Source organism: Paenibacillus sp. FSL P4-0176 (genome assembly GCF_037975265.1).
Taxonomy (GTDB): domain Bacteria; phylum Bacillota; class Bacilli; order Paenibacillales; family Paenibacillaceae; genus Paenibacillus; species Paenibacillus amylolyticus.
The window spans coordinates 2118631-2143611 of the sequence record NZ_CP150242.1; the positions used below are offsets into that span (position 1 = coordinate 2118631).

General features: G+C 35.9%; 24 protein-coding genes and 1 pseudogene. 18 read left to right on the forward strand and 7 right to left on the reverse strand.

The window, feature by feature from the left end; translation table 11 throughout:
- Positions 1-18: 18 nt before the first annotated feature.
- From MKY95_RS09885 to MKY95_RS09940, 12 genes and pseudogenes are all read left to right on the forward strand, one after another.
- The gene (locus MKY95_RS09885; RefSeq protein ID WP_076318339.1) at positions 19-591 is read left to right on the forward strand and encodes a hypothetical protein; all 573 of its coding nucleotides are present in this window, start codon (positions 19-21) and stop codon (positions 589-591) included.
- A 4-nt stretch (positions 592-595) separates the two neighbouring features.
- Entirely contained in the window at positions 596-1714 is a 1119-nt protein-coding gene (locus tag MKY95_RS09890) for a discoidin domain-containing protein (protein ID WP_076318340.1), read from the forward strand.
- Positions 1714-3978, forward strand: a complete 2265-nt coding sequence (locus MKY95_RS09895) for a hypothetical protein (protein ID WP_179088637.1) — start codon at positions 1714-1716, stop codon at positions 3976-3978. The genes MKY95_RS09890 and MKY95_RS09895 overlap by 1 nt, the downstream gene beginning before the upstream one ends.
- A 64-nt stretch (positions 3979-4042) precedes the next feature.
- Positions 4043-5167 carry a discoidin domain-containing protein gene (locus MKY95_RS09900; protein ID WP_339198454.1) on the forward strand — a complete coding sequence of 375 codons (1125 nt, stop codon included), beginning with the start codon at positions 4043-4045 and terminating at the stop codon, positions 5165-5167.
- A gap of 58 nt (positions 5168-5225) precedes the next feature.
- A complete protein-coding gene (locus MKY95_RS09905; protein ID WP_076318343.1) occupies positions 5226-6464 on the forward strand; it encodes an SPRY domain-containing protein in 1239 nt (412 codons plus the stop codon).
- Between the two features lie 49 nt (positions 6465-6513).
- Positions 6514-8544, forward strand: a complete 2031-nt coding sequence (locus MKY95_RS09910; RefSeq protein WP_076318344.1) for a hypothetical protein — start codon at positions 6514-6516, stop codon at positions 8542-8544.
- Between the two features lie 11 nt (positions 8545-8555).
- Complete coding sequence (locus MKY95_RS09915) at positions 8556-10514, forward strand: DNRLRE domain-containing protein (RefSeq protein WP_076318345.1); 1959 nt, start codon at positions 8556-8558, stop codon at positions 10512-10514.
- A gap of 146 nt (positions 10515-10660) precedes the next feature.
- On the forward strand, positions 10661-10921 hold the full coding sequence (locus tag MKY95_RS09920; protein WP_076318346.1) for a hypothetical protein: 261 nt from the start codon (positions 10661-10663) through the stop codon (positions 10919-10921).
- 715 nt (positions 10922-11636) lie between these two features.
- Positions 11637-12398, forward strand: a complete 762-nt coding sequence (locus tag MKY95_RS09925) for a hypothetical protein (protein WP_076318347.1) — start codon at positions 11637-11639, stop codon at positions 12396-12398.
- Between the two features lie 547 nt (positions 12399-12945).
- Positions 12946-13065 (forward strand): annotated as a pseudogene (locus MKY95_RS09930) (DUF1805 domain-containing protein); the annotation flags it as partial.
- Positions 13066-13750: 685 nt separating this feature from the next.
- Positions 13751-14344, forward strand: a complete 594-nt coding sequence (locus MKY95_RS09935) for a hypothetical protein (RefSeq protein WP_339198458.1) — start codon at positions 13751-13753, stop codon at positions 14342-14344.
- Positions 14341-14739: a hypothetical protein gene (locus tag MKY95_RS09940; RefSeq protein WP_339198461.1), complete on the forward strand. Its 399-nt coding sequence runs from the start codon at positions 14341-14343 to the stop codon at positions 14737-14739. The genes MKY95_RS09935 and MKY95_RS09940 overlap by 4 nt, the downstream gene beginning before the upstream one ends.
- Positions 14740-14752: 13 nt before the next feature.
- On the opposite strand, the gene MKY95_RS09945 is transcribed toward MKY95_RS09940, so the two are convergent.
- Positions 14753-15145, reverse strand: a complete 393-nt coding sequence (locus MKY95_RS09945; RefSeq protein ID WP_339198464.1) for a helix-turn-helix transcriptional regulator — start codon at positions 15143-15145, stop codon at positions 14753-14755.
- A 239-nt stretch (positions 15146-15384) separates the two neighbouring features.
- Positions 15385-15843, reverse strand: a complete 459-nt coding sequence (locus tag MKY95_RS09950) for a helix-turn-helix transcriptional regulator (RefSeq protein ID WP_339198466.1) — start codon at positions 15841-15843, stop codon at positions 15385-15387.
- A gap of 637 nt (positions 15844-16480) precedes the next feature.
- On the opposite strand from MKY95_RS09950, the gene MKY95_RS09955 reads away from it, so the two are divergent.
- The 3 genes from MKY95_RS09955 (at position 16481) to MKY95_RS09965 (ending at position 18079) form a co-directional block, all read left to right on the forward strand.
- The gene (locus MKY95_RS09955; RefSeq protein ID WP_339198469.1) at positions 16481-16951 is read left to right on the forward strand and encodes a hypothetical protein; all 471 of its coding nucleotides are present in this window, start codon (positions 16481-16483) and stop codon (positions 16949-16951) included.
- 183 nt (positions 16952-17134) lie between these two features.
- Positions 17135-17395: a hypothetical protein gene (locus MKY95_RS09960; RefSeq protein WP_339198471.1), complete on the forward strand. Its 261-nt coding sequence runs from the start codon at positions 17135-17137 to the stop codon at positions 17393-17395.
- A gap of 138 nt (positions 17396-17533) precedes the next feature.
- Positions 17534-18079 carry a hypothetical protein gene (locus tag MKY95_RS09965; protein ID WP_339198473.1) on the forward strand — a complete coding sequence of 182 codons (546 nt, stop codon included), beginning with the start codon at positions 17534-17536 and terminating at the stop codon, positions 18077-18079.
- 200 nt (positions 18080-18279) lie between these two features.
- On the opposite strand, the gene MKY95_RS09970 is transcribed toward MKY95_RS09965, so the two are convergent.
- The gene (locus MKY95_RS09970; protein WP_339198476.1) at positions 18280-18645 is read right to left on the reverse strand and encodes a helix-turn-helix transcriptional regulator; all 366 of its coding nucleotides are present in this window, start codon (positions 18643-18645) and stop codon (positions 18280-18282) included.
- A gap of 328 nt (positions 18646-18973) precedes the next feature.
- Here MKY95_RS09970 and MKY95_RS09975 point away from each other — a divergent pair, with 328 nt between their 5' ends.
- On the forward strand, positions 18974-19309 hold the full coding sequence (locus MKY95_RS09975; RefSeq protein WP_339198478.1) for a hypothetical protein: 336 nt from the start codon (positions 18974-18976) through the stop codon (positions 19307-19309).
- A gap of 275 nt (positions 19310-19584) precedes the next feature.
- Here the strand turns inward: MKY95_RS09975 and MKY95_RS09980 are convergent, their stop codons facing one another.
- The 4 genes from MKY95_RS09980 to MKY95_RS09995 all read right to left on the reverse strand — a co-directional run bounded on the left by MKY95_RS09980 (position 19585) and on the right by MKY95_RS09995 (position 22665).
- Positions 19585-20655 (reverse strand): helix-turn-helix domain-containing protein, encoded by a 1071-nt coding sequence (locus MKY95_RS09980; protein ID WP_339198481.1) that lies wholly within the window; start codon positions 20653-20655, stop codon positions 19585-19587.
- Positions 20656-20906: 251 nt separating this feature from the next.
- Positions 20907-21476, reverse strand: a complete 570-nt coding sequence (locus tag MKY95_RS09985) for a helix-turn-helix transcriptional regulator (protein ID WP_339198484.1) — start codon at positions 21474-21476, stop codon at positions 20907-20909.
- Between the two features lie 223 nt (positions 21477-21699).
- Complete coding sequence (locus tag MKY95_RS09990; protein ID WP_339198487.1) at positions 21700-22266, reverse strand: helix-turn-helix transcriptional regulator; 567 nt, start codon at positions 22264-22266, stop codon at positions 21700-21702.
- Between the two features lie 138 nt (positions 22267-22404).
- Positions 22405-22665 carry a helix-turn-helix transcriptional regulator gene (locus tag MKY95_RS09995; protein WP_339198490.1) on the reverse strand — a complete coding sequence of 87 codons (261 nt, stop codon included), beginning with the start codon at positions 22663-22665 and terminating at the stop codon, positions 22405-22407.
- Positions 22666-22849: 184 nt separating this feature from the next.
- Between MKY95_RS09995 and MKY95_RS10000 the strand changes: the two genes are divergently transcribed.
- Positions 22850-23326 (forward strand): hypothetical protein, encoded by a 477-nt coding sequence (locus tag MKY95_RS10000; RefSeq protein ID WP_339198493.1) that lies wholly within the window; start codon positions 22850-22852, stop codon positions 23324-23326.
- Between the two features lie 491 nt (positions 23327-23817).
- The gene (locus MKY95_RS10005; RefSeq protein WP_339198496.1) at positions 23818-24855 is read left to right on the forward strand and encodes a tyrosine-type recombinase/integrase; all 1038 of its coding nucleotides are present in this window, start codon (positions 23818-23820) and stop codon (positions 24853-24855) included.
- Positions 24856-24981 lie beyond the last annotated feature (126 nt).

A 24981-nucleotide genomic window follows, 5' to 3' on the forward strand; every position in this document is an offset into this window, starting at 1 on the left:
GAGATAGGTGGTGAAAGTATGGCGATTCAAGAAATAGCACTGGATTTAGATCTATCTGTTGGTGTTTTCAAAGATACGATATATCAGGCCCAGAAGTTGAAACTAAGAGAGTTGAGCCAAGATGCGGACGGGAATTCAATCTATCCTGGTAATGGATCTTGGGAGTCCACTCCCTTTCGAATTCAGGACAAAATCGCTTCGTTTAAAGGTGTGGCTGCAAGCGTAGATATTGCGGGTGGCGCAGCATACAAGATCTACTGGAGTACATCTGAGGATGGGTTTGAGTGGGGGGCGTATGAGGAAATTTTAGCAGATGTGACTGCTCCTAAGTCTCCAGCAAAGTATGCAAAAGTGAAAATTGAGATTGTTGCTGAGAAAGAATATTCGAATTTCTACATAGACGAATTTAATCAGAAGGGGAAATACAGTAATCCCTTTATTGAAAGTGAATCTGGTTCACTAGGCTTAAAGAAAATATATCAATTGAACATGGAACGAGCATCGGACACTCCAACAGGGATGGTATTACGTCAGAAGGTTGAAAATACGAAATTCAAGAAATTAGATAGAATTAGAGTAAGTAAGGGGTGATTTTATGACAGCTCCAGCGACTACAGGGCAGTTGAGAGCAAATATAGGAGATATGGAGATTGGCGATTATATTTCATGTAGTGCTATACGTTTAGGAACAATAAGCGCATCAACAGCATTTTATGATCTTGGTTATCCCAATTCAAATGAAGTAGCTTTGACTGGATTTGATGCAACCACTCAACAAACTGGAGTTTTTTATCTTGTCAAAGTTAATAAAGGCACTCTTGTGGCTGACCGAGTTGTTTTTAATATGGTAAGTTGGGATTCGCTTAATGCAAGAGGGCTGATAGAAGGTTATGCGAATTGGAATCCATTCGTTTTAACTCCAAAGATGACTAGCAATATTGCTCCTCATGGGGAAGCAAGTGCAAGTTCAGAAATAAGTACAAGGCAAGCTTACCAAGCTTTTGACAAAGTATATACTGGAAATAAATTTTGGCAAGCAAATGCAGCTACAGGGTGGATTCAATATAAATTTTTAGAAGGAAAAAGAGTGTCTAAGTATAGTTTGACTGGAATTGATACAGGACAATTCTCTTTACAAATCAATCCTAAAGATTGGACGCTTGAAGGTTCAAATGATGGTTCTAATTGGACAGTTTTGGATACAAGAGTTGACGAAAGTTTTACAACATTAGAGAAAAAAATATGCACCTTTAATAACACCGAAAAATTTACTCACTACCGTTTAAATATAACCAAGAATAATGGTATGGCTGGCTATGTTGCTCTAACTGAATTAGAGTTGATGGATAATATTGTTGGAACATTTCGAAGTCTTACAGGTGGAATTGCTTTTGCTGATTCGGATGGTAAAAAGTCTGCTTCAAAAACAGATTTGAATTTTGGCGCTTGGCCTAAAATCAACGAATGGGACAAGTACATTGTTAATTTCCCTATGGGTAAAATTCAAGCTGGCAAAACTTTAGACGATGTTTTTCACTGGAAAAACGTTTATTCATTTACACAGGACACTCCAGAGTTGAATATATCTTTCAGTGTTTCTAATTACAGAATGCCAAGAGGATCGAGTACACCTCAAGGTACCTTAATATTATCTGCGGCATCAATCCATACAATATATGGGTATCGTCCTGTATTTGAGTATAAGGAGGTGTAATGATGGCAACTGTAGGACAGCAATTACCAACGCCCCAAACAGGATGGAAAAGATCCAATGCAATTTCCTCAGCAATTTCTTATGTAGGAACTTGGGAGAGATTTGAAACAACTATAGGCTCCTATCAGTTTACTGATAATGTTGGTATGTTCTCTATCACAGCAAACGATACAATGAAATTTAACTTTACTGGTAAAAAACTTATTTTGAAAGCATATGGAAATAATGATACAAGTGGATTTGTACTAATACTTGATGGAGTGAATCAGGGGAACATTAAGACTGCTTACGGAACTCCATCTACTGTGGTCGTTTATGAAAAAGACGATTTGGAAGATCGTGAACATAGCGTTGAAATAAAAGTCTTACCCTATACATCCGTTTCAGGGGCAACTAGGACAAGACTTTTGTTTGACTCCATTGATATCGATCAAGATAGGGATCTTGGATTGGTAAGACCAGTGGTAGGATCTCGATTAACAGCGCCAGAATCAGGATGGAAGAGATATGATGACAATATTTCCTCAATTAAATATGTTGGAAGTTTCACTAATGGTGCTGGTACAGGTGCATACAACGGATACTCTAATTACACTTCAATGATAGGCGACAAAATTGTCTTTGATTTTGAAGGAACTAAGCTAAGAATTATTGGAGCACGTTATACCAATCGAAGTGATTTAATTGATATTTACGTTGATGGAAAGTTGCATGGAACTCATTCACAACTAGGGTCGGAGCTTGCACAAGTACTTCAGGTTGAAATTGTTGGATTACCCGAAGCAAGACATCGAGTAGAAATGGTTAATAAATCCAGTCGATCAACGACAACTTTTATGGCTCTTGATGCAATCGACATCGATTCCGATGGTCGTTTATTTCATCCAGAGGAAGTAGAAGATGTCTCTAAGCTCACTATTGGCAAGCGAATCAGGTGTAATTATGCTGTGACTTCAAACGGTGGAGAAGGTGTGTTCAGTGGTCTTGGGAAAGAAACAGACGACTTCATTAGAACTTCTCCTACTGTCCCTGCAATCAATAAAGGTGACTTTTACTTTATTATGGCAGATGAATTCAACAACAAGAATATTCTGATTGCGGATAGACACATCCAAAGCTTTGTTTCGTGGGATCAATTAAATAGTTATGGTAGAGTTTTCGGTATTCCAGTTGATATGGGCATGGTAGAATTTAATTTCGTTGCACGTCTTTTGACAGGTAGTATAACATCTAATGATGATTATAGTGAATGGTATAAATACATTGTAACATCTACGTTAAATAACACTACTTCGCCAGGAGATAATAGTGTTTGGAATTGGAACAGTAGTAGTGCGTATAGTTGGACAACAACAACTGCATCAGCCAATTCAACTTATAGGGCAAGGAAAGGTTTAAGTACAGTCAATGCGTTCAATGCTCCTGCTAGTAGTAATGCAACTTCAAACACTGGATATAGACCTTTGTTTGAAGTTGAAGTGCTTCCAATGAACAGATCGTTTATTAATCATAAAGGGGCGTATAAAAGGTTTGACGCTGGAACTCCTGAAATACCTGAAACGCATGCAACCACGGATAGTGTTCCACCAATGATATCAAAATCTTCTCCTTCTGGATTCGCGAGTGCAAGCGCGTATTTTAGTACATATGACGCTTGGCAAGCTTTTAGCGATGCACCTTCGGGTAACATGGCGTGGATATGTACTGCAAGGACCGGTTGGATCTGCTATAGATTTGATATACCAAAAGTCATAACAAAATATACTATATTACCACCTTCAGATAATACGTCTGTCCTAACAAGAAGTCCAAAAGATTGGATTATAGAAGGTAGTAATGATAGCACAAACGGTTCTGATGGAACGTGGGTTACAATTGACACTGTAATAGGTGTTACAGGTTGGGAAATGAATAAGAAGAAAAAGTTCACCTGCTCCAATATTAACAGTTATCTTTCCTATCGCATAAGAATTACATTAAATAGTGGAGACACCTCATACGTTTCAATTTGGCAGATCGAATTGATGGAAAGAATAACTGCTGTTCCTGCAATTCCTTCAATGTGGAATACAATTTCCGAAACTCTACCATCAGTAGACACATTTATTAATGACGGAATGGATGATCTATCTGTTGTAGATAGAAAAAACGAAAATTTCGTTCAGATTATGACTGTAAAGGGATCACTAGGATCAGGTAAGTTTTTCAAAGGAAGAATCGAACTGAAAAAATATTATGAAGTAACAAGTGTAAATGTGAAGTAGAGTAAAATGCTCTACTTCTTTTTGTTTATAGAACAATAATTTTAATTAGAAAGGGGATGGTTAAATGGCAGTTGGGGATGTATTGGCTAATCCAGCTACAGGATTCTTGCGTATTGATGAACGTGACACAAACATTACTTATTTTAATATAGGTACACAATCAACCAATTCAAATAACCATGGAGGAACCTATTCAACAATTCAAACTAATACAGAAATTAGATTTAATTTTGTAGGAAGTTCTCTCAAATTAATTGGTGGATCAATAGGAAGCACACTTTCTTTTAAAGTTTTTATTGACTCAGAACAAGATGGAAAAACATATACATGTCCAGTTAATAACAATAATAAGGTAGTATATTTTGAGATTGATGGACTCAGGGAAAGTGAGCACTCTATCATACTCAAGGATTTTAATGTAACTTTTAGAATAGATGCAGTTGACATACTTACGGGTGAAAGTTTAATGCCGTATAGAATAACAATTCAAAATAAATTATTACTTTCATCAGGTGATAAGTTTTATTCTCTATTAAATGATGGCATTCAAGAAACGACCTCTATACCTAAAATGACGAGTAATACAACTCCAGAAGGCGAGGTGCTTGTCAGTAACACGCCTTCTGGAAATATGACTTGGGGGTGGGAAGCATTCGATGGTAATAAAAGTTCGAATTGGGGTGGTAACACTCTCCCAGGTTCATTGCCAAGATGGTTAGGTTATAAATTTACAAAACCAAAAGTGATAGCAAAGTACAAGCTTTATGTTACAAGTGCAACATATTATCCTCGCAACTATGAATTCCAAGGAAGTAATGATGGTGTTAACTATGACACTCTTCATTCAATTGTTGGAGGAACTAGTGGTGTATTAGATTATGTTATTCCGAATAGAAAATCTTATACTCATTATAGACTCTATATAACTTCATTAAGCTCAGGTGTAACTTTACCAGCTATATATGAACTTGAAATGTTCGAAATAAAACCATCTTATCTAGTTCAAATGGAATCCGCAACCGAATCGGATTTTCTGGATCGAGGTGTTGGAGATATAAACTATTTCAATCAAATTTTAGAAACAATGAAAAATTTAATAAAAGGAAATACTGTGCTTGGATCAGGAAAAACCTTTGAACACATAATTGATATGTCAAAACGCCGAGTAGATAAAATTACCCTCGGTTAATCGAGAACACCTTTATAAGATGTGTTCTATTTATTTTTGGGAAGGAGATGCTCCGTTTATGGAAACAATCCCAGTTACATTAAACCCAAACGATATGGGTTCAGGGTTCACTTTTTCTAATGGTAACCTTACCGTAGTTACCTCAACTGATTATCGTGCTATTCGTGCTACACACGGTAAGTCAAATGGAAAATGGTATTGGGAGGTTAAATATGATGCTGGAGTAAAAAACGTTCATATTGGAGTATCCAACAAATCATTCTTTTTAACAGGGAATATTGTTGCAGATAGCTCAATGTGGAGAACTTATTATGGTAATAGCGGGAACAAGTATCCGGAAAATACAGCATACAGTACAGTCTGGGATATTGGGACAGTTGTGGGTGTCGCACTTGATCTTGACAATGGAACATTAGAGTTTTTTAAGAATGGTGTTAGTATGGGCATTAGTCACACTAATGTAAAGGAATTAGGAGAAGTTTATCCTACTCTAGGCTCATTTAGTTCAAACAGTAAAACAGTCACAATTAACTTTGGTGTAAGACCCTTTGTACAAAATGTTCCTTCTGGATTTAAAGCTTACAACTTAGTGTACTCTAATAAAATTTTATTTTCATCAGAAGACAAGCACTATAGCATTACAAATAAATACAAAGATAATGCTATTCCTGCAATGACATCTAACACTACTCCATCAGGTGTTGTTGATGCAAGTTCGACTTACACAACATTTTATCCTTGGAAAGCATTTGATAGAATTGTTGATCCAAATGGATGGGTTGCAGCTAGTGGAATTTTGGTCGGATGGTTAAGCTATGAGTTTCCGCAGGCCAAATTAATAACTGCGTATTCTATTAAGTCTGGAACAACCCCAGTCAACAGACCTCCAAAAACCTGGACATTTGAGGGATGGGAAGGAACGAAATGGATTATCCTTGACACCAGAATAAATGAGCCTAACTTTACTGTAGAAGAGTTCCGTCTCTACGGGTTTAAGAATAAAGTTGGGTTCAAGAAATATAGAATTAATGTTACTGCCAACCAAGGCGCTGGAGACTTCTTGGCGATTGGTGATTTTGGCATGTATGAATCCGAAAGGTACATAACTTCCGTGGAATGTTCGGAAGTAAGTATTCTAGAACATGGGATGAACAAAGGAATGATTATTGATTTGGAGGATGAATTCAGCGAAAGAAGGTCATTGGTTAAAGATAGTGAAAAAATCGGTTCAGGAAAAGTCTTCAAACAAAAGATTAATACTAACAAAGTATCAATCAAAAAAGCATCAATTATTTAAATCAGTTAGATGAAATTGTTTTATTTATATTTAGAAAGGAGATGGGATTATGGCAAAGCTTGTGAATATCGTACCACCTATGACATCGTATACTTCACCTTCAGGGGTAGTAAGCTACAATGGTCAAAATGGTGCATATCACGCTTATAAAGCCTTTGATAGAAGTCAAGGTACGTTCTACGGAACCTATCGTGTCACTAATACATGGGTTTCTTACAGGTTTCCAACCTCTATAAAATTGGCAGGGTACTCGATATATTGCTTGGAAAACAACTCGCCACCTCGATCTTGGGTTCTGGAAGCAAGTAATGATGCAGTTACATGGGATCTAATTGACACAAGAAATGATTATGTAGTCGCATCATGGACAAACAATAGAAAAGTCACTTTCAATATCGCTCCCACTAAAGCCTATCTCAACTATAGAGTACGGGTAACAAGAAATAACACCTCTGAAGTAATCAATATCCATGAGATTGAATTTATGGATTGGGTCTATGACAATAAGTATTTAGTGCAAAATAGCTCAACCTATAAGTATTACGCAAGTGGACAATGGCAAGTGATTTCAGGTTCACCCACCGAGCAGGACTATTTAAACTATGGTATGGACGACATCTCCATCATACCTGAATCCGCATGGTCACAACTTCAAGGTGAAGTAGAACTATGTTACTACACGGACGACCCAACCAAAACAGAAGCATCTTTCAATATCGAAACTGATCCTTTCACTTTAGCCGAAGAGTGGGAAGACAAAGAGATCAAAATCATCGAATACACCGATGACCCAAATCAAACCGAATCAACGATTACAATCGAAACCGAACCATTTACCCTCTACGACGAGTTGGGTGATAGTGTGGATGTTCTATACTACACAGATGATCCATCCAAAACTTCAGCAGAACTAAATATCACGGCTAACTACTCCCCATTGGATGAACTTGAGGGAGATTTTGACGTGGTTACGTGGACGAATGATGAAGAGGTTATTGCCGGTAATCGGGACATGATGCTGACGTATAACGCGCTACCGTTTGAGCAATTAATTGTGCAACCAAAAGACATAGCGTTATATGGAGACGTGAAAAAGGTTGTCGCTACGAAAGTAACGGAGAACAGTCCGGAAGGTATATTAAGAATGGCTGCTTCGTTCGACTCAGGGCTCACATGGAAGACATACCGTTTCAACAAGTGGCTTGATATGGATATCCAGGATACAACGTTATTCAAAAGAAAAGGAATGAACCTGGACACACTCAACGCCATCCCTGAAAAGGATCTAATAGCTTTAACTCGAATTGCCTACTACTTCGATAGCAGTAAGCATTATGAAAACAGCTATTCGCTTGACGAAGTGAAAATGGTCGTTGATGCACCGCGACATGCAGTGGAGTTTAGAGATATGTCACTGCAACTGTTAAACACCACAGCCACAATCGACCTGACCTTCTCTGGTAACAAACTTACAGGTGTGCTGGATGATGCAGATCAAGGCAAGGTTAAATACCGCGTCTTGTTGAACGGTAAAACGTATTATCCGGCGGATGGCAATTTTACACGACTAGCAGCATCTCCATTCAATATTGAACTCAATATTGACGAGAGAAATGTTAATTTTGGCGTAGAGAATACATTGAAGGTTGAATTTCAGGATTATTGGGGTGCCGTGGACTCCCGGGAAATCAAGTTTATCGGATCGTATTCAGGATTAATGTTTATGGATGAGTCTGGAGATTTTCTTTCAGATACCTTTGGTGGTATTTTGAAACAACTTGATTATGGGGTGATCATTGCCGGACAGACGACGTTAACAAAGAAAGTCAGAATCAAAAACTTGCTTGGGTATGCTGTGGATCATGTTTACCTGGAGATGGATAAGAAATTCGAAACGGATGGTGTTGACGTCCAATTGTCCAGACAGGCCGATCCGTTTCTTCCAATCGATTATCTGACCTATGGTCTGATTCAACCGGAGGATAGCATCGATTTTTATATTCGTATCGCAACGGATATTCATGCCAAGCCGAACCCGAATGGTAATTTTGAAATGAAGGTCACAGCAGACCGGGTGTAGCTCTCAATACAATGAGACAGGAAGTGAGTGGAATTAATAACGGGGAGACTTCATTAGATAGTTATATACATATTAAAAGTCCGGAAAATCGTTTTACAGCAAAGTATATTCTGTACAATCAGGTGGATGAAGAACTGTCTTCAACCCTAATAGCTGCTACAAGAAAAGTGTCCGAGATCGTCTCTAGTGTATCCGTACGTATCAGACGGTCAGAGGAATTGAGCAATTCGCTATATGTGATGTATAGATCGCAAGGAGATCTGGGCGCAACCATTCAAGCGGCATCCAAAGTTGATCTTGAAGGCATGTTGTACGTTCGCCCACATAACCGTGCACACGGCAAATATGAATTACTGGAAGCACCGCGTGTAACTGTTAATCTTAAGCCTGTTGCTGATGCGACCACACGAAGCCAAACTCACCTGCAGACGCTCAACTTTGGTGATACACAGCGTATGATGATCGGTAGAGACGAGATAGAGCAATTCGAATCGTTTATACATTTCGGTGATTTGGATACTAGAATACCTGATCTGTTATATCTGGAAGACGCTAAATTGAGGTTATATTACACAGGAAACCTGGCACCTGGAGCACACATTGAGCTGCATCAGCCTGATACGTTGTGGCGTGAGTACGGGATTACGTATGCGAACAGACCTCGGTCCATTCAGCTCTTATCGTCCAGCTATATCATAGATACAACTGAACGTTATGTTGAGTTTGATATGATGGCATTACTGAAAATGTGGAGAGAAGGTATTCATTCGAATGTTGGAATGATTATTCAGTCTAGCGGCAACACGCCGATTTATTTCAACACTCGCGAGTCTTCCAAACCACCTGTTTTGCAGATTAAATATATCACTTCTAAAGTCTATTCCATCGGTCGAACCGAAATTGAAAGCGAAGTTTTTATTTATGGTGTAGGCCACAAGGACATAGCTTCAACGTTAGTTGTACACAGTGATATTGGGCTAGATTGGCTCAAATCTCAGTTGTACGTCCACCGCTATGAAGATCACATGCATCATGATATACCTCAAGTAATCGCGCTCAGCCGTCCGGACGTGGATGTAGATCTGATAGTAGCTAAACGTATAGATGCAGAACTGGATTCGAACATTTCTATTGCTGAAAGTAGGACAGAAGAGAAGGAAACATGGGTTTCTATTTCTAAGCCCGAGCTTCATTCGCAGTTCATTACCGCCATACGAACAACTAAGGATACAGACGGTAATCTTGCCGTTAGAACAGGTCTGGACGATGAAAAAACTGTAGAAATCGCAGTGTCTCATCCTGACTTGCTTTCAGTCATTACGGTAGATAGACAAATGTCTCTAGTTAGTACGTTAACGATATCACAACTGCTCGATGATGGACGGGATACGAGTCTAATTGTATCCGTACCAGATCTTCATGCTTCATTGGAAGTCTCCAATTATATAAAAGCAACTTCAACGTTGGGGTCTTTGCTTACGGTCATGTACGATGGTGATTCGACTGTGATTTCGGAGATTAAGGTTAATAAGCCTGATCTGAATAGTGTTCTTCAAGTCAGAGCATTAAATCATGATGAGAGGGCAGGCAGTCTTGAGATTCCTTATTTGGAAGAACAGCTTGGGCAATTATATATCTCAAGACCTGATGTGCTTTCCAGCATTGAGGTCAAGTATATGGATGTTTTGGATGCACACATTAGTATCAAGGAAAGAGAATACTTGGATAGCTATCTTCAGGTGCGAGAGTGGAAGGATATGCAGTCTACAGTAGATGTGAGACAGATTGTCGATATGGCTACTGAAATGACAATTTCCAAGCCTGATCTGGCTGCGTATATCCGACCAAGAGTTATTGCAAATGAAGAATTGGATTCGATCACAAGTATCCGTAAACGGGATGCCGGTGATTTAGTGACCACAGTAATTGTGAAGAGTCCAGGAAATCAAGCGTATTTTTACATTTTATAAAATGAGTACATCATCAAAGAGGGCGTTGGCCCTCTTTTTTTTGCGTTTAGGCTCATGTCCATCCCTAAGCATCTGTACTTTATTGTGTAACAGTCGTCTTCTCGTTATGATACAATGTGTTCATCACACATTAAGGAATGAAGACCATGCATCAAGAGGACAGTGTATTTGAACAGATTATGAAGCAGAAAAGATTGAAGCCTATCAAGCCTGAAACTACAAAAGTTCAAGTTAAACCAATACATAAAAAGAAACTAGCTCAGGAGCAATTAAGTGATTTGGATGTCCAGTTCAAAAAGTCGGTAGCTGAATCAATAGATCGAAGTGTACTTCATAGACGTGTACTGGGGATTAGAAGAGAGTTAATGGAGATAAGACGATTAAAGAATGATGAGCATATGTTTTAAGGTAGGCTGGACACAATGACATACAGTTTTCACGGCTCAAATATGATTAGTGTACCTAAAAAGCATGTTGTTCAACATACTACCTGTTAAATTAAACCGAGTATAGGACTACTAAGTTTACTGCATAATTGCAGATTAAGTTTATGTTTTTGCTTAAAAACGACCTCTTTCAAATTCTAATATAGGTGCTAGTCACCGTCATTGTGACGGAGAACTTTAATTATCTCACGACAATCTTATCCAACGAGATTCGTCTTATATAAATATTGAAACTCTAATGTTAATCTGAGAACAGGTATTCTTTTGTTAACTTTATGAAATCTACCTGAAAGTAATCGGACTCAAAAGTAACAACGAATGTATACTTTTAAATCCGAGTTGAGCTTACTATGGGTATAACCACAGGAATCATTTTTTTAATAAATAAATCAACTGCAATTATCCTTTTTATAAATGTCCTTGAAAGCGTGAGGAGGACATTTGAGAGAAATAAATTCAAGATCTCTTTTTCAAGCTATATCAGTAAAGATGTACATAATTGCTAGTATTACTATGACAGCAAGAACGGCCCATAGTAGGGTATATTTTTTCATATTATCCTCCACCTTCTTGATGATAATTTAGTATAACTGTTTCAAATCACCTAATTAATGGTAACATATATAAATCACCATGCCAATACTAATATATTAACCAAATGGGAGGAAATGATTCAATGTTAAGGAAATTCTCAAAGAGTGCTCTTGCACTAATTCTAGTAACAACGATATTTGCATCCATGGCATCTGCGAAAGATACTCCTGAACCTGAAGTATATACACCTGAGCAATATACAGAGTATTTGATACAACTTATTAATGATGGGGATACTGGAGCTACTCAGACATTAGAGCAGTTTAATAGTTTACCAACAACTAAACAAAAAGCTTTCTTAAGTTTTATTTTTTCAGAAGAATATGTAAATGCAATGAGCGAAATGTTGTCTGGTAACGAAACTTCATCGTATAAAAGCTCTAATCAAGAAATACCAATTGAAATAGAGTCCAGTTCTACTGATCAAGTTCAAGCAAATCAATTATCAGCTGGCGCTTTTGCGGCTAGAGCTAATCAAGCGGCATCGGTGAGCAGGTCAGAGAAATTGAGCATATTTGGTGTAGATACATCCACAATAACTTTGACAGTTAGTTGGGAGCACAATGGAAATGCAGCTGTTAAGCCTCTTCAAGTAATCCAAGGACATCTAAATCGGAATCCAGGATTCACTCTAAGTGAGACATCAAATAATAGTCCGGGGTACATTTCAGAGGGATACTTTAATGCCACAGGGACTTGGACTATGCGAGCAACCGCATCTTTAGGTTTTGTTAGTGATACATTAGGAATTAACATTAAAGCTTCAACACCGTCTAATAAGTATTACTATACAACTTCTACTAAAAAAAATATGAATGCCACCAATGGTTGGGTGAAGTATTAATCATAGTTAAAATTTTTGGTATGGTGATGCGCAAGGGGGGGAGTGCTCCCCTTGTATAATTTAAATTTATACTATCATCAAAAAATGATTGATCATGCTGTACGACATCAAGTCTTATTATTTAGAGGTTACAGTTAAACCTCAGGGTTTACTTTGCTTCCTCCTAGTCCTCTGGCCGCGGGCTTCCAATGAAAATCTGAATGGCTTGCTTCAGGAGTTTTTCACGAAAGGCACCGCTCTCTCAAATGGAGGATACAGATCTCGCCGGTTCACTGTTTCTTTAAAGTTTGGATATTTCCCTATGAAATTTCCCCATTCATTTTGAGCCATTTTATAGTCCGATAATCATGCTCATTCCCACTTTTAGGTAATACTTGGCAGTCAAAATATCAATTCCTCCATATTCTTCTATAATGTATCATGACCAACATTGTATCTGAACTGTAAGTACCTACATTTTCTCAAACACGGCAGGTGTCCACACGACAATCCAGAATGAGGCATACAATTATCGTGACCTGTGGAAGAGGAGGTGGATCGGGAAATTATGGTGACGATGGAGCCTATTGTAGTTGGAGAACATGTATTAGTTGGGGTAGAAGTCAAGCTGCCCAAAACAACGTTGCTGACCATTAACACATCCAAAGGATATATCATGTGCGGAGCAACTACCGTACCCCTTTTTGGAATAGAGTCGCAAAGTACTGGTACACGTCATGAACCCATATTGGACAAGCTTTCATTCGTTTTCAAAAGTGTTTAAAAGGACTTGGAAAATGCTCAAAAAAATCAATTATGACTCATTTTTGTGACGCTTTTTGTGACGCTTGAGAAATGGGGCAAGCCCTTGACTGGTATGCATTTGCGAGACGAACAAATATATTTTTGTGACGGTTATTATACGTATTTTAGAAGTGCTCAACCTCATGGTATAATATTCCTATAACTATCGAGGAGATGAATAACATACGCGAAATTAAATTTGGTGCAATCAAATTGGATGCAATCAAATACCTATTTATACTTGGAGTCGCAGCAATTGCGATCTTACTATACAAATATGTTCCAAGCTTTAATGAACTAACTCTAATATCATGGAATGGTCTAGCCGATCTGACTGAATCAATTTGGGCAAGTTGGATGGTTGATGCTGGATACTTCAAACCCGATTTCTCAAATACAGCCCCTTAGAGGGCTTTTTTATTTACCCTCACAGATTGTACATCCTACTCTCAAAACTTCAAGAGAGCTAATCCACTATGTTTGAGTAGGGAAATTAGAATATCATTCAATATTATGGTATTATTATCCTATGTAATTGGTTTTATAAGCCTATATTAGGGAGTGGTATTATGTCTTTAGTCCAAGTTTTTGAGAAGAAAGAAATGCTTGATCAACTTGAAGCGAGTACTTACAAAAAAGCTCAAGTATACTTTTATCAATTGGTAGAGAATATTAACGCAATGATTAGACACTCAGAAATTTCACCAAAGGTAGGGATTTCTACGTCTTCTTCCAAAAAGTTCAGCTTTGAAACATCTGATATGAAGTTCTTTCTTGTTTTACATGATAAAGTCGCTGTATCTCATTTCAATGAGGGAGAATACATTGACGATTTGACGCAAGTATTGACTGATTCCAATTATAAATCTCGTTTTACTGGAAGAGTATCGTTTTATTTCAAAGGCGAAGATACAGGATATGTGACACTATTTGATTTACTTGTGAATGCAGACGGGAACTTTTATTTGAATAAAGAAGTAGGATGGACTGATCAATTGAGTGTTCAACGAACTCACGATGAGTTTACAGAGACTGCATCGGAATTAATTGTATCTAGTGTGAAGAGTGCTTTCTTTACAATTAAACAGTGGAATTACGAACAACAGTTTCAAACGGAAGAACAAATTTTAGAATCCAAGAAACAAATAGGATTCACCGTATGAGAAAGATTGCACAGATAGAGGACTCGGTTTTTGTTTTCAATGTAGAGGAAGTTAAAGGTGTTCACGCTGCTGTGCCTAGCGAAGTACGAATAGACGCAACGATACTAGGAGAGGAACGAGGAATAATCTTAGGAGTAACATCTAAGTCAGATAATGAGGATTTCACACGAGTATTCGGTGTAGCGTTTTCTTTAGATGCACATAGGAAATCGCTTGAATGTTTAGCTAGAGGGGGAACAGTTCATTTTACATCTTATGATGGTGAAGATATATTCAGAAAACCTATTTCTGGTGTAGAGTTCCAGTATTTAATGATTAAACATGGAGGTGTACAACAACACCTTGATCCTTTTGTTAGATCCTTGGTTAATGAATGCTTAAAAGTTGAAAGTTAACAGCAAAAAGACCTCATTGCAGGTCTTTTTTTGAGTCAAAATCTGCTCTTAACTCTTTAATCATTTCTTCCAATTCTTTAAGCTTCTCATCACGTATGCTATCATAGAATTCTTGAGTTTCCTCAGCACTTAAATTATCCATCAACCGACCCTTCCATTCACTTCCTCTTATCAACCAATCAGTAGAAACATCAAAAAAATCAGATAGTGCCAATATGAGATCCATGTTTGGTTTGTGCTTATCATTTTCTAAATTACTTATTGTGCCAGATGTCACTGGCTTGCTCCCTAATACATCCCCTGTGGTTTTATCTAACACAGGTAACAAGATTTTATTTGCTAACTGCTCCATTGTTAAATTGACACTATTTCTAAGAAATCTAACCCTATAACCTATGCTATACATAGAAACACCTCTAACTAAGTTATGTACTTGAGTCTATTATAACAGTTAAATTTGAGAAATATACGGTTACTTAATTTTTTAAGTGAATAAACTAAGATTGACAATTGAAGTTGCTCATGATTTAATTAACTTACTTAAACATCTAAGTGATATATCTAAGAGAACAAAAACCACATCAATTAGATGTGGAATGGGTTAAGTTATATTCTTGATGATATGTTCTTTAACTTTCTCTTGAATTATTTCTTACTTTGTTTCTTTACTTCTTCAGCAACAGTAGCACTGATGTACTCCTTCAGTTTTTTTGAAAATTCCGGGTGTTGTTCTATCAAGTTTTGTGATATCTGATGTGTAATATCGGTAGTATACATGTAACTTTGAGATTCATTTATAAGGCCATTTTGAATTTCTGCAGTCTTATAGAATTCAACAATGTTCTCAGGGGAATTACCTTTACCAAGTATGAGCCAATCCAGACTTACTTGAAAAAACTCAGCTAAAGCAATTGCCATGTCTAAAGATGGTCGATGTCGATCATTTTCTATGTTGGAGATAGAAGCACTCGTAGTTGGCTTATAAGCAAGTATCTTATTTGTATCCTTTTCACGAAGAGGAATAGCAATTGACTTAGCTAGTGCATCCATACTCAAACGTTTCTTGGTGCGTAGTTCTCTAACACGTTCACCAATAGTATTCATGTCACTCATCCTTATATATTAGTTAATTAGTATATGAATACTAGTATAACGGTATTTGAGTATTTTAAACAAGCTATTCACTCAAGTAACTTAGTAAATACAAAGTTGGCTTTGACATAGGTCAATAAGTATGGTTTAATGATTTTACAAACCTAACGTAAGTATTAGTATAGTCAGCTTACGATTTTGCGCTAAGTAGAGTATAAAAAAAGACCCGAGCTCATTTTGAGTCTGGATCATCATTATCTGTCAGATCGTCAACTTTGAGATTTAATGCTCTAGCAATAATATATAAGTTCTCACTTTTATGATGGACACATTTATCATTTGTGGGATGTCGACTCTCAGTGAATTTCTGATTTTATAATTCATATAACAACTTTATATAAACATTTCTTGTGAAAAATTCACGCAGTAAGAGTTCCACGGAAGGCATGTGTATATTGTAATTGCAGGAGCAGTAAACAAGTTGCTGTTTAACATAAACTTAACTAGAAGGGAGTAAATAAATATGTACAAACACAGCAAACTAATTCACGGTGTTTTATCCATTCGTACATGTTCAGTTAACTGGGTTAAATTGAAATCTGTTGCAGACGTTTAGACAATTATAAAATCACAAAGGGGATTAATACATATGACAATCGCATTCAATCCATCCATTACACAGGCAAATGAACAATCAACCATGACAAAAAACCACATAAGACCAACGTGGACAATTGAAGAAGTTATTGCGGACTGTGAAATAAGCAATAAAGCACTTTCGTTGATTGCCAACCTTAAAGCTGTCTTAGTTACTAATGACCTCTGCACCGAATTTATGATACGTGTTCCATTTGATCCAACTGGCGTAGATGTGAATAGATTAATTGATCAGATGCGCGAGGAACAATTGACCATCAATCCAATGTCAGACGGAGCGTTTATGGATATGTTCATGCTCAATCCACTTCAAGCACTCATTCAATACTTTAAACATAGCGTGGTTCCAGCTCACATTGAACGGATGAAGCAGTGGAACATTGATATTAAAGATGTCGTGGAGATGAAGAAGAAGGATAATACAATTCACTTTGATGAAGCTTTGATGTACTTATATATTTAAATTATTCACATAACAACTAGAATAATACATAAAGTTGAACAGACTAACATTGATCAGGAAAAGATATGGATAGTGCAAATTTGTGCTGTCCTTTTTTATTATTGAAAGATTTTGATGGACAAAATGCCTACTACCAATAATTATGTTACAATATATCCATCACTCACATAAGGAATGAATGTTATGCTGCCTGAAGATAGTCTGTTTGAGCAGATAATGAAGTTGAATAGAACTTCAATTCCAAATCGCAAAAAATTAAAAATAAAACCACAATCACAACAAAAAGTTATAGTGTCATTTAGAGATTCAGGAGACCTTGATATACGTTATAAGAGTTTGATAACAGAAACTAAAGATCGTTCAATACCAATGGAACGTTTATTGGAGATCAGAAAAGAGCTAAGTGAAATAAGAAGATTGAAGAGGGTTAATAAGAAGTTGTAAGAGTATAGTGAAATCATTAAGTGATTGAATCACAGGGTAATTATGGTATAATTATATACATCCGAAAGCATCGGTCAGACCGCCACCTCTAGGGGAGCGGTCATTTTGCTTTGGAAATATATTTTAAGGTGGAGGCATATGAGGAAGTTATTGTATTTATCAATTGCTGTTTTAGTATTATTATTGTCAGCGTGTGGAGTGAAATCGAATTCAATTTCTAAAGTAGATATTGGGGTTATCAACGTACATACAAAGGAAAAAGTTAGTTATGGTATGACTAGATCTGAAGTAGAGAAAGTATTAGGAAAAGGAGAAAAGATAGGTGATGATACTATGTTTTCATATGAAGATGGTCTAAGTATTATCTATAAAAACGATCAATTAATCGGAATCATGTTGAGCAATAGCTCAGAAGGAATCTTTGAAACTGTTCGAGGGATAAAAGTGGGAATGTTAGCCAGTGAAGTTTTAAACTTATATGGTAGTGAGAATAACATATCCGCCGAATCAAAAATTCTACAGTTCATTTATGAGGCTAATAGCGGTAAGTTTTTGAAAGCATATCCTAAAACTAGTGAGGAAATTAAAGCAGCACAGATATATATGTATGATTCTTTTATAGATGACAATCAATATATTTTTAGTGTAAGTTTAGTTGATGAAAGTGCACTTGTAGATCAATAGTATTGCTGTTAAAAGTGAATGATTTCAATTATTTTAAGGAGAGTCCAACAAAGGATTCTTCTTTTTGTTGGTTTTTCATTAGCATTGTTTAACAAGTAGAGTATAAAAAAAGGGAATGAACTATCACTCCCTTTTTCAGAATGTTGTTAATAAGTTGTCCCTAAAAGAGTATGTAGGTATAGGAGAATTGTAGCGTGATTTCATAAATCCTGTTTTATTCTAAAGATTGTTTCTTCAAGTTCTTGAATGACTTCTTTTTTTGCATTGTTTATAAGATGTTTCGTATCCACGTGCTCAGTATTCATCAGTTGTTCGCCATATTCTTTTCCTTTTAAAAGCCAGTCAGTAGAAACATCAAAGTAGTTAGAAAGTGCAATAACTAAATCAATGCTTGGTTTGTTTCTGTCGTTTTCTAAATTTCCAATTGTACCTTTGGTCAAAGTTTTGCACCCATATTCTTCTCCGTTCTCATCGTAAAGAGGGATCTTTACTCCGTTAATTACCTCACTTACAGTCTTACATTTTTGATCTCTAAGAAACCTAACCCGCTTACCAATCGTATTCATAATATATACCTCACTAATGCTAGAATATTCTCTCAATAACATATTATAGCTTGACCTTATTGTATGTACACAAAAAGGTACAAATAGTTGTGTTTGACAAGTACAATACTTTATACTAATATCTGTTACATAAGATACAAAGTTTTGTTCCAATTGAAGGGATCTCTTACAAAATTTTAGTTCAAGGAGGATCATAACTGTTTGTTAAATAGTGTTATTCGAGTTTTTATAAGTAAAATATTAGGTGAGTTCCCTCTATGTAAGTTGAGGATTATTCTTTTTAGATGAAACTAACTATGTATAGAGAGGCTATAGGAGATGTGTTATAATGCAAACAATTATCAATCATAAACAACGTAGTATTAGTTATATAGAATCGATAGATATCCATAGCCGTCATGTTAATAAGAAAGAATTAAATATACTTGATCGTATGCCATATGAAAAATTTATGTATCTTGTTGATTATAGTTACAATTCTTTAATTAAAACTGTTTCCATAATGGAACCAGAGATTGGTGAATTTGCAGTTCAGAGGATTGAATCGCAGTTAGATGAGAATCAAGAAAAAATATTTATACAGCTTCGAGAAGTATACGAGAGGATCATCATGGAGTGCTATTCTCTCAATAGAGGCAATCTAATATATAGACAAAATGACTAGCTGCTAGTACTATTTAGATCGTATCAAATACCATAAAGCAATAATCATAAGAAAAAGACCAATCCCTAGAAAAGTATATACATATACTATATGTACGTCAAAACAGTATAAAATAAATCCAATGAACGCAATGATGTCTCCTATAATTAAGAGCAGAGATGCTTTACGCATTAAATACCTCCTAAAGTGACAAGGATGCTTGCTAATTGATTATATGTTTAAGACAGTACCAAATACAGCGGTAAAATATTACAGTAAAAAGCAGAGCAGGGATACTATTCCCTAGACTCTGCTTCTTTTTTTTGATTCTGATAAGAATTAATTATATTTGGTGAAAGTGAACCGACTTTAGTTTTTTCAATGGACGTATTCTGTGTCATACTGATCACGATTTTGGTCAGAATATCGATTTTTGATGAGAGTTCTTTAAATTCCTTATTTTCTTTTGGCATACATTCATTTATAGAGTATTTGTAGTTGTTTCTGTAATTTACTTTGAGAAAATCGTTCATTGAGTTAACGTTACTTTTGTTTTTATTGCTATAGGTCTTTAACAAATTATCTACCTCATCGTTAGAACATGGTAAATATTTGTCGTCATAAGTATACTTCTTATCTTCCCACTCAAGTTCATTCTCTTCTTCTAGGTCAAGACTCTCCAATTTATCATAGCCAGTTAATAAGAAGTCAAACGAGACCGAGTAAAATTCGGATACAGCAATCAAAAATGAAGAGGTTGGCTCTGTCTTATCTGTTTCGATGTCAATTAATACAGAAGGTGGATATTTCTTATACGAGGTGAATCCTGTTTTTTCTATTCTAATTACTAATTGCTCAGATAATTCATTAATGGTTAACTTTCTCTTTTCACGTAGATCAACTAATCTTTGTCCAATGGTTTCAGTCTTTATATTCGAAGCTACTCGCCACTCATAGACTTGTTCCTTAATCACAATATCTTCAAGCGACTTATAATATAATTCATCTTTTTCGAAATTATTGATGTTATAGGTATTAGATATAGATTCTTTGACTATATAAGGATTTTCGTTGAAATACTGTGGTTCCTCTATTAGAGAGGATTCGTTTAAATCACTTTCAGTATATCCTGCTTTAATCATAAGCATGTTGTAGGGATATTCATAGGCATCTGCCAGTTTCTTTAGTTGTTCTGGTGATACTTTTGAATTCTTTTCTGTAGATGAATGTAGACCTTTCTCTAGCATGCTGATATAGGAATAACTTACTCCAGATTCTTCTCCAGCCTTCCGAAGACTCCAGCCTTTTTTACTTCTAAGTTCTTTAAGCAACTCACCTAATTGATTATTTAATGAGAATGTTTGCACTTAGAAACACCTCCATTTAACGGTTGTTTAATCTTTTGAACAAATTTGTTGACTTCCTATTATTGGTTGATATATATTACTAGTATAACCTTGTTAACTGCTTTAAACAAGTGTTGAAAAGAGTCGGGATCATACATAATTCAACATAGATTCGACAAAAAACATCCCATAATACGACAAAATCCCATCTCTGGGAGAGAGAGATAGGACTATAATCACACTATACGATGTATGAACGGAGTTGTTAAGAACTAAAAATCTTTTAATCTTTGAACAAATTCAATACCTTTGTCGGTGAGTTTTACTTCTACTTCATTGTACTTGACCAAACCATAAAGATTTAAATTGTGACGCAATCTAAGAAAAGTGTCATTAACTTCACTTAGCTGTCCTGTGTCGCTTTTCATACCAAATTTTGCGCCATTTTCCATTAAGTATTCACCAAAAATTAAAAGAAATTCACATATGTCTGTCATTTCCAAAGTCTTAATAGTCGTATGAAGGCCATAAGCTGTGAGAATTTCTTTAATTTTTGAAAATTCATCTGGACTCATAATGCTCCTCCGCTTACTGGCATTGATAAAATCATCTGTGAGTTCATACTCTAGAATGTCTTCAATGTTGTAGGTGCGCGGCATACCTTTGGTCATCGAGATTTCATTCAGAGACTTGAGTATTTTCTCTAATGTATCTATTTCTATCCTTTTTGCATCGCCATTAGCTAGGTCATTAATTGTATTTGGTCTTACTTCGGCATAGACCGCTAATTTATTTCGTGTAATATCGAGTTCTCGCAATGACTTCTCTAATTTAAACAACATCTTCGTATCTCCTTTGGCTATTTATTGCCTTAATGATAACTCTAAAAAAAGGTATTGGCAATACCTAAAAGTTAAACATATATAACTTTAGAAGATAAAAAAAGTTGACGGGAAGAATTATCCATTGTAAGATGATCTCAGAAGTTAAAAAAACCAACTCCTGAGAGTTAGTTTAGGTGGTTGAGTATGCAGGTTAATACCGAAATCATTTCAGTATTAAAAGTTATTGTTCATTATCAAGTGGATCTTGATCAATTTCAGGTGAAGGAGAAAGAGGTATAAACAGATTATTCATTTCACTAGTTACAGAGTCAATCTTCTTGAAAGTTTCAGGGGATACAAAAGGGATCTGTTTCTGTAGATATTTTATGAGTCGATCTTTAAGTTGAACTTTTTGAAGGCTTAATACTGTCAAATTTTTAGTTAATTTGACTCTGTGAGCTTCAATCTGCTCAGGTTTAATATCACCTAACTCATAATCATAAATATTAGGATAGCGAGAAAGTACTCTCAATTCGCGTTCAACTGTTGCAATATTAAAGCAAACAGAATGGTAATTATCATAAAGGCTTTCACCAAATTTATCAAAATCAGTTACACCAATTAAAAAGTCAACACTCTCATCTAGAATACTTGGAAATTTAGCAAGCACTTCTAAGTTGGGTTCACGCTGACCGCTTTCAATTTTCCCATATCCTTGAGGCGACATGCCGACATGATCAGCAACTTGCTTCTTAAGTAATCTCTTTCTGTCTCTAACTAATTCCAATCTTGCAGAAAAAATATCCAAAATGATTCCCCCACTATTGAAAAATAAACAAAACGGATATATAATGATAGTTAAGTATCCGGATTGTATATTTTAGATGATTATATATCCAGAATGGATACTTTAAATTTAGCAGATCAACAGAGGAGAGGCAAGGCTTTATTTGAAACGAACTCTGATGATATCTGGAGTGTAAATGAATAGGTCTGCAACATCATAAACTTTTCCATCTTGTGTAGCCGAGATTCGATTAATAGTATCAAGTAATGTTGCAAGAGTCTCAAGTTTTATTGCTTTGGTTTTACCATCTGACATTTCAGTAATTAAGTTGGGTCTTAACTTAGCTTCAACAGCAAGTTTGTTCTTACTTATATTCAATTCTTCAAGGATGGAATCTAAGTTAATGTCAATCTTGGACAATTCAACACCTCATTGTGTAGTTACTATAGTTACTATTGTAACATACAATACTTATTAAATATAGATTATCGAAAAACAATAAATTAATTAAGAATAACTATTTACATTTAACGAAATTCGATATACAATGAGATTATCAAGTAAAGCACAACACAATCCCAACTCCAAAGGAGACTAATACATAATGACACTGGCAAACATCAAACCATCCACTATTTCACTCTCAAAGGGGATTTTCACTGTGGCAACTAACAATAACGTGACTTGGACTATTGAAGAGGTTATCACTGATTGCGACATTTGCAAAAAAGCGCTTGGCTTGATTGCATATCTCAAGGCAGTCTTGGCGACTGAAGACTTATGTTATGAATTCATGATGCGTGTTCCGTTCGATCCTAATGGACAGCAAGTATCTGACCTACTTGATAAAATGAGGGAAGAACAACTTCAAATCAACCCAATGTCTCATGAATCATTCCTTGATATGTACCTATTCAATCCACTTCAAGCCTTGATGCAGTACTTCAAACATAGCGTATCTACAAGTCACCTTGAACGAATAAAGCAATGGGGTATCGATATCAAAGATGTGATCAAGTTAAAACACTTGGACAATACAATCCATCTGAATGATGCTTTAGAAAAATTGTATCTTAAATAGATTATTAATGTAAGAATCTAAACGTAACATTATACTCGAACAGTCAACATTATGCTCAGAAGACATACCAATAATTCATATAACAACTAAGAATATACATAATAAACTCATTGGAATGATACTTTCATTGAAACTTGTAGCAACGTCTCCATTCACGATATGTCCGTGCCAACTTACACTATCTTTGCTACAGCAACGAAATTAAAGGTATAGCTAGATTAATCCATATCAGATATAGAATTAGCACTGAATTGTGTATTAAGATAGCAATGAAAGGATGTTATTGAATCATAGAAAAAGAGCTACTACACACAAAGGATATTATGGTGAGATTGAAATTAGGCAGAAACGCAGCAAGTGAAGTCTTGCATAAGTTAAATCCAATTCAGATTGGGAAAAGATTCTATGTTCCCAGTGAAGTACTTGCAGTATGGATAAAGACAGGTAGAGTTGATTAATAATATATCCTTATATAAAGGAAGGAGATACATATGAACAATAATGTACTACTGAACGTTACAGGTTTGCACACGCAGTCAGTCTACGCAGACATACGCTCGTTTATAGACTCATTCACAAGTAAACACACTCAGCAGACATATGAGCGCTCTATTCGCATTTTCTTCATGTGGTACACAGGCAAAACTCTAGAAGAGCTCACACCTGATGATCTAGCCATCAAGAATGCAAAGTTCACGAATTACCAGTCCTATTTACGCAATCATGATGTGAATTACAGCAACACAACTATCAACAATATGACAGCAGCTATCCAAAGTCTGTATACGTTTCTGGAGATCAACGAGTATAACGTGAAATCTTTGAACCTTAAACTTAAATCATTGAAAGAAAATCCTGAACACGCTGGTTCTCTTCGTGCAGATGAAGCTGAACAAATGGCTCAGCTAGTATTGAAGCAACGCAAAGGACAGGAGAAATCAGCTCTTATTCGTCTTGCTTATACAACAAGCTTCCGTAAGAGTTCTCTACTGTCTTTGAAATGGGATGACTTTTCTTTTAAGGGTAACTATTATGAAGTGAAGGTTATAGTCAAAGGTGGAGACGTTCATGAGAACAGTATTCCTGTTGAACTTTACAAGGAACTGTTGAAAATTAAAGAACAACCTTACTACCAACAATACACTGACAATAGATTATTTCACCTTGGGAACAAGGCAATTCAAGCTATGATGGATACATTGCGCGCAGAACTAAATATCTCAGAGACTCGTAATATTGTTTTCCATAGTTTTCGTAATGTTGCTGTAAAGTTTGGAACACTTGAAGAAGCACAAGAGCAATTGGGACACTCTAATATCCATACAACTAAAGTATCATATGACAATGAAACAAAAGATCTGTCCAATAGACCAAGTATGCGTATGCACAACAAGATTTCTGATGACGTATTTAAGTCATTGTCCAAAGAGGAATTGATAAGTCTTATTCTTAATGAAGATTCAGGTGTTTTAATGCGTTTGAAGATGAGAGCAGTTGAATTTGGTAATCAGGGCAACGACAAAGAATAATGTTGTTCCCCTGATATCCTCGAATAAGAATAAAAATACATATTGACATTTTGATGTCTGGTGGATAGAATGAAAACAAGAGCTGAACAATACATATTTTTTATCAGATTTTAAAATTATTATAAT

Bases quoted from the DNA above. Each gene is read 5' to 3' on its own strand.
- MKY95_RS09885 (WP_076318339.1), top strand. From the start codon at position 19: ATGGCGATTCAAGAAATAGCACTGGATTTAGATCTATCTGTTGGTGTT.
- MKY95_RS09890 (WP_076318340.1), top strand. From the start codon at position 596: ATGACAGCTCCAGCGACTACAGGGCAGTTGAGAGCAAATATAGGAGAT.
- MKY95_RS09895 (WP_179088637.1), top strand. From the start codon at position 1,714: ATGATGGCAACTGTAGGACAGCAATTACCAACGCCCCAAACAGGATGG.
- MKY95_RS09900 (WP_339198454.1), top strand. From the start codon at position 4,043: ATGGCAGTTGGGGATGTATTGGCTAATCCAGCTACAGGATTCTTGCGT.
- MKY95_RS09905 (WP_076318343.1), top strand. From the start codon at position 5,226: ATGGAAACAATCCCAGTTACATTAAACCCAAACGATATGGGTTCAGGG.
- MKY95_RS09910 (WP_076318344.1), top strand. From the start codon at position 6,514: ATGGCAAAGCTTGTGAATATCGTACCACCTATGACATCGTATACTTCA.
- MKY95_RS09915 (WP_076318345.1), top strand. From the start codon at position 8,556: ATGAGACAGGAAGTGAGTGGAATTAATAACGGGGAGACTTCATTAGAT.
- MKY95_RS09920 (WP_076318346.1), top strand. From the start codon at position 10,661: ATGCATCAAGAGGACAGTGTATTTGAACAGATTATGAAGCAGAAAAGA.
- MKY95_RS09925 (WP_076318347.1), top strand. From the start codon at position 11,637: ATGTTAAGGAAATTCTCAAAGAGTGCTCTTGCACTAATTCTAGTAACA.
- MKY95_RS09935 (WP_339198458.1), top strand. From the start codon at position 13,751: ATGTCTTTAGTCCAAGTTTTTGAGAAGAAAGAAATGCTTGATCAACTT.
- MKY95_RS09940 (WP_339198461.1), top strand. From the start codon at position 14,341: ATGAGAAAGATTGCACAGATAGAGGACTCGGTTTTTGTTTTCAATGTA.
- MKY95_RS09945 (WP_339198464.1), bottom strand. From the start codon at position 15,145: ATGTATAGCATAGGTTATAGGGTTAGATTTCTTAGAAATAGTGTCAAT.
- MKY95_RS09950 (WP_339198466.1), bottom strand. From the start codon at position 15,843: ATGAATACTATTGGTGAACGTGTTAGAGAACTACGCACCAAGAAACGT.
- MKY95_RS09955 (WP_339198469.1), top strand. From the start codon at position 16,481: ATGACAATCGCATTCAATCCATCCATTACACAGGCAAATGAACAATCA.
- MKY95_RS09960 (WP_339198471.1), top strand. From the start codon at position 17,135: ATGCTGCCTGAAGATAGTCTGTTTGAGCAGATAATGAAGTTGAATAGA.
- MKY95_RS09965 (WP_339198473.1), top strand. From the start codon at position 17,534: ATGAGGAAGTTATTGTATTTATCAATTGCTGTTTTAGTATTATTATTG.
- MKY95_RS09970 (WP_339198476.1), bottom strand. From the start codon at position 18,645: ATGAATACGATTGGTAAGCGGGTTAGGTTTCTTAGAGATCAAAAATGT.
- MKY95_RS09975 (WP_339198478.1), top strand. From the start codon at position 18,974: ATGCAAACAATTATCAATCATAAACAACGTAGTATTAGTTATATAGAA.
- MKY95_RS09985 (WP_339198484.1), bottom strand. From the start codon at position 21,476: ATGTTGTTTAAATTAGAGAAGTCATTGCGAGAACTCGATATTACACGA.
- MKY95_RS10000 (WP_339198493.1), top strand. From the start codon at position 22,850: ATGACACTGGCAAACATCAAACCATCCACTATTTCACTCTCAAAGGGG.
- MKY95_RS10005 (WP_339198496.1), top strand. From the start codon at position 23,818: ATGAACAATAATGTACTACTGAACGTTACAGGTTTGCACACGCAGTCA.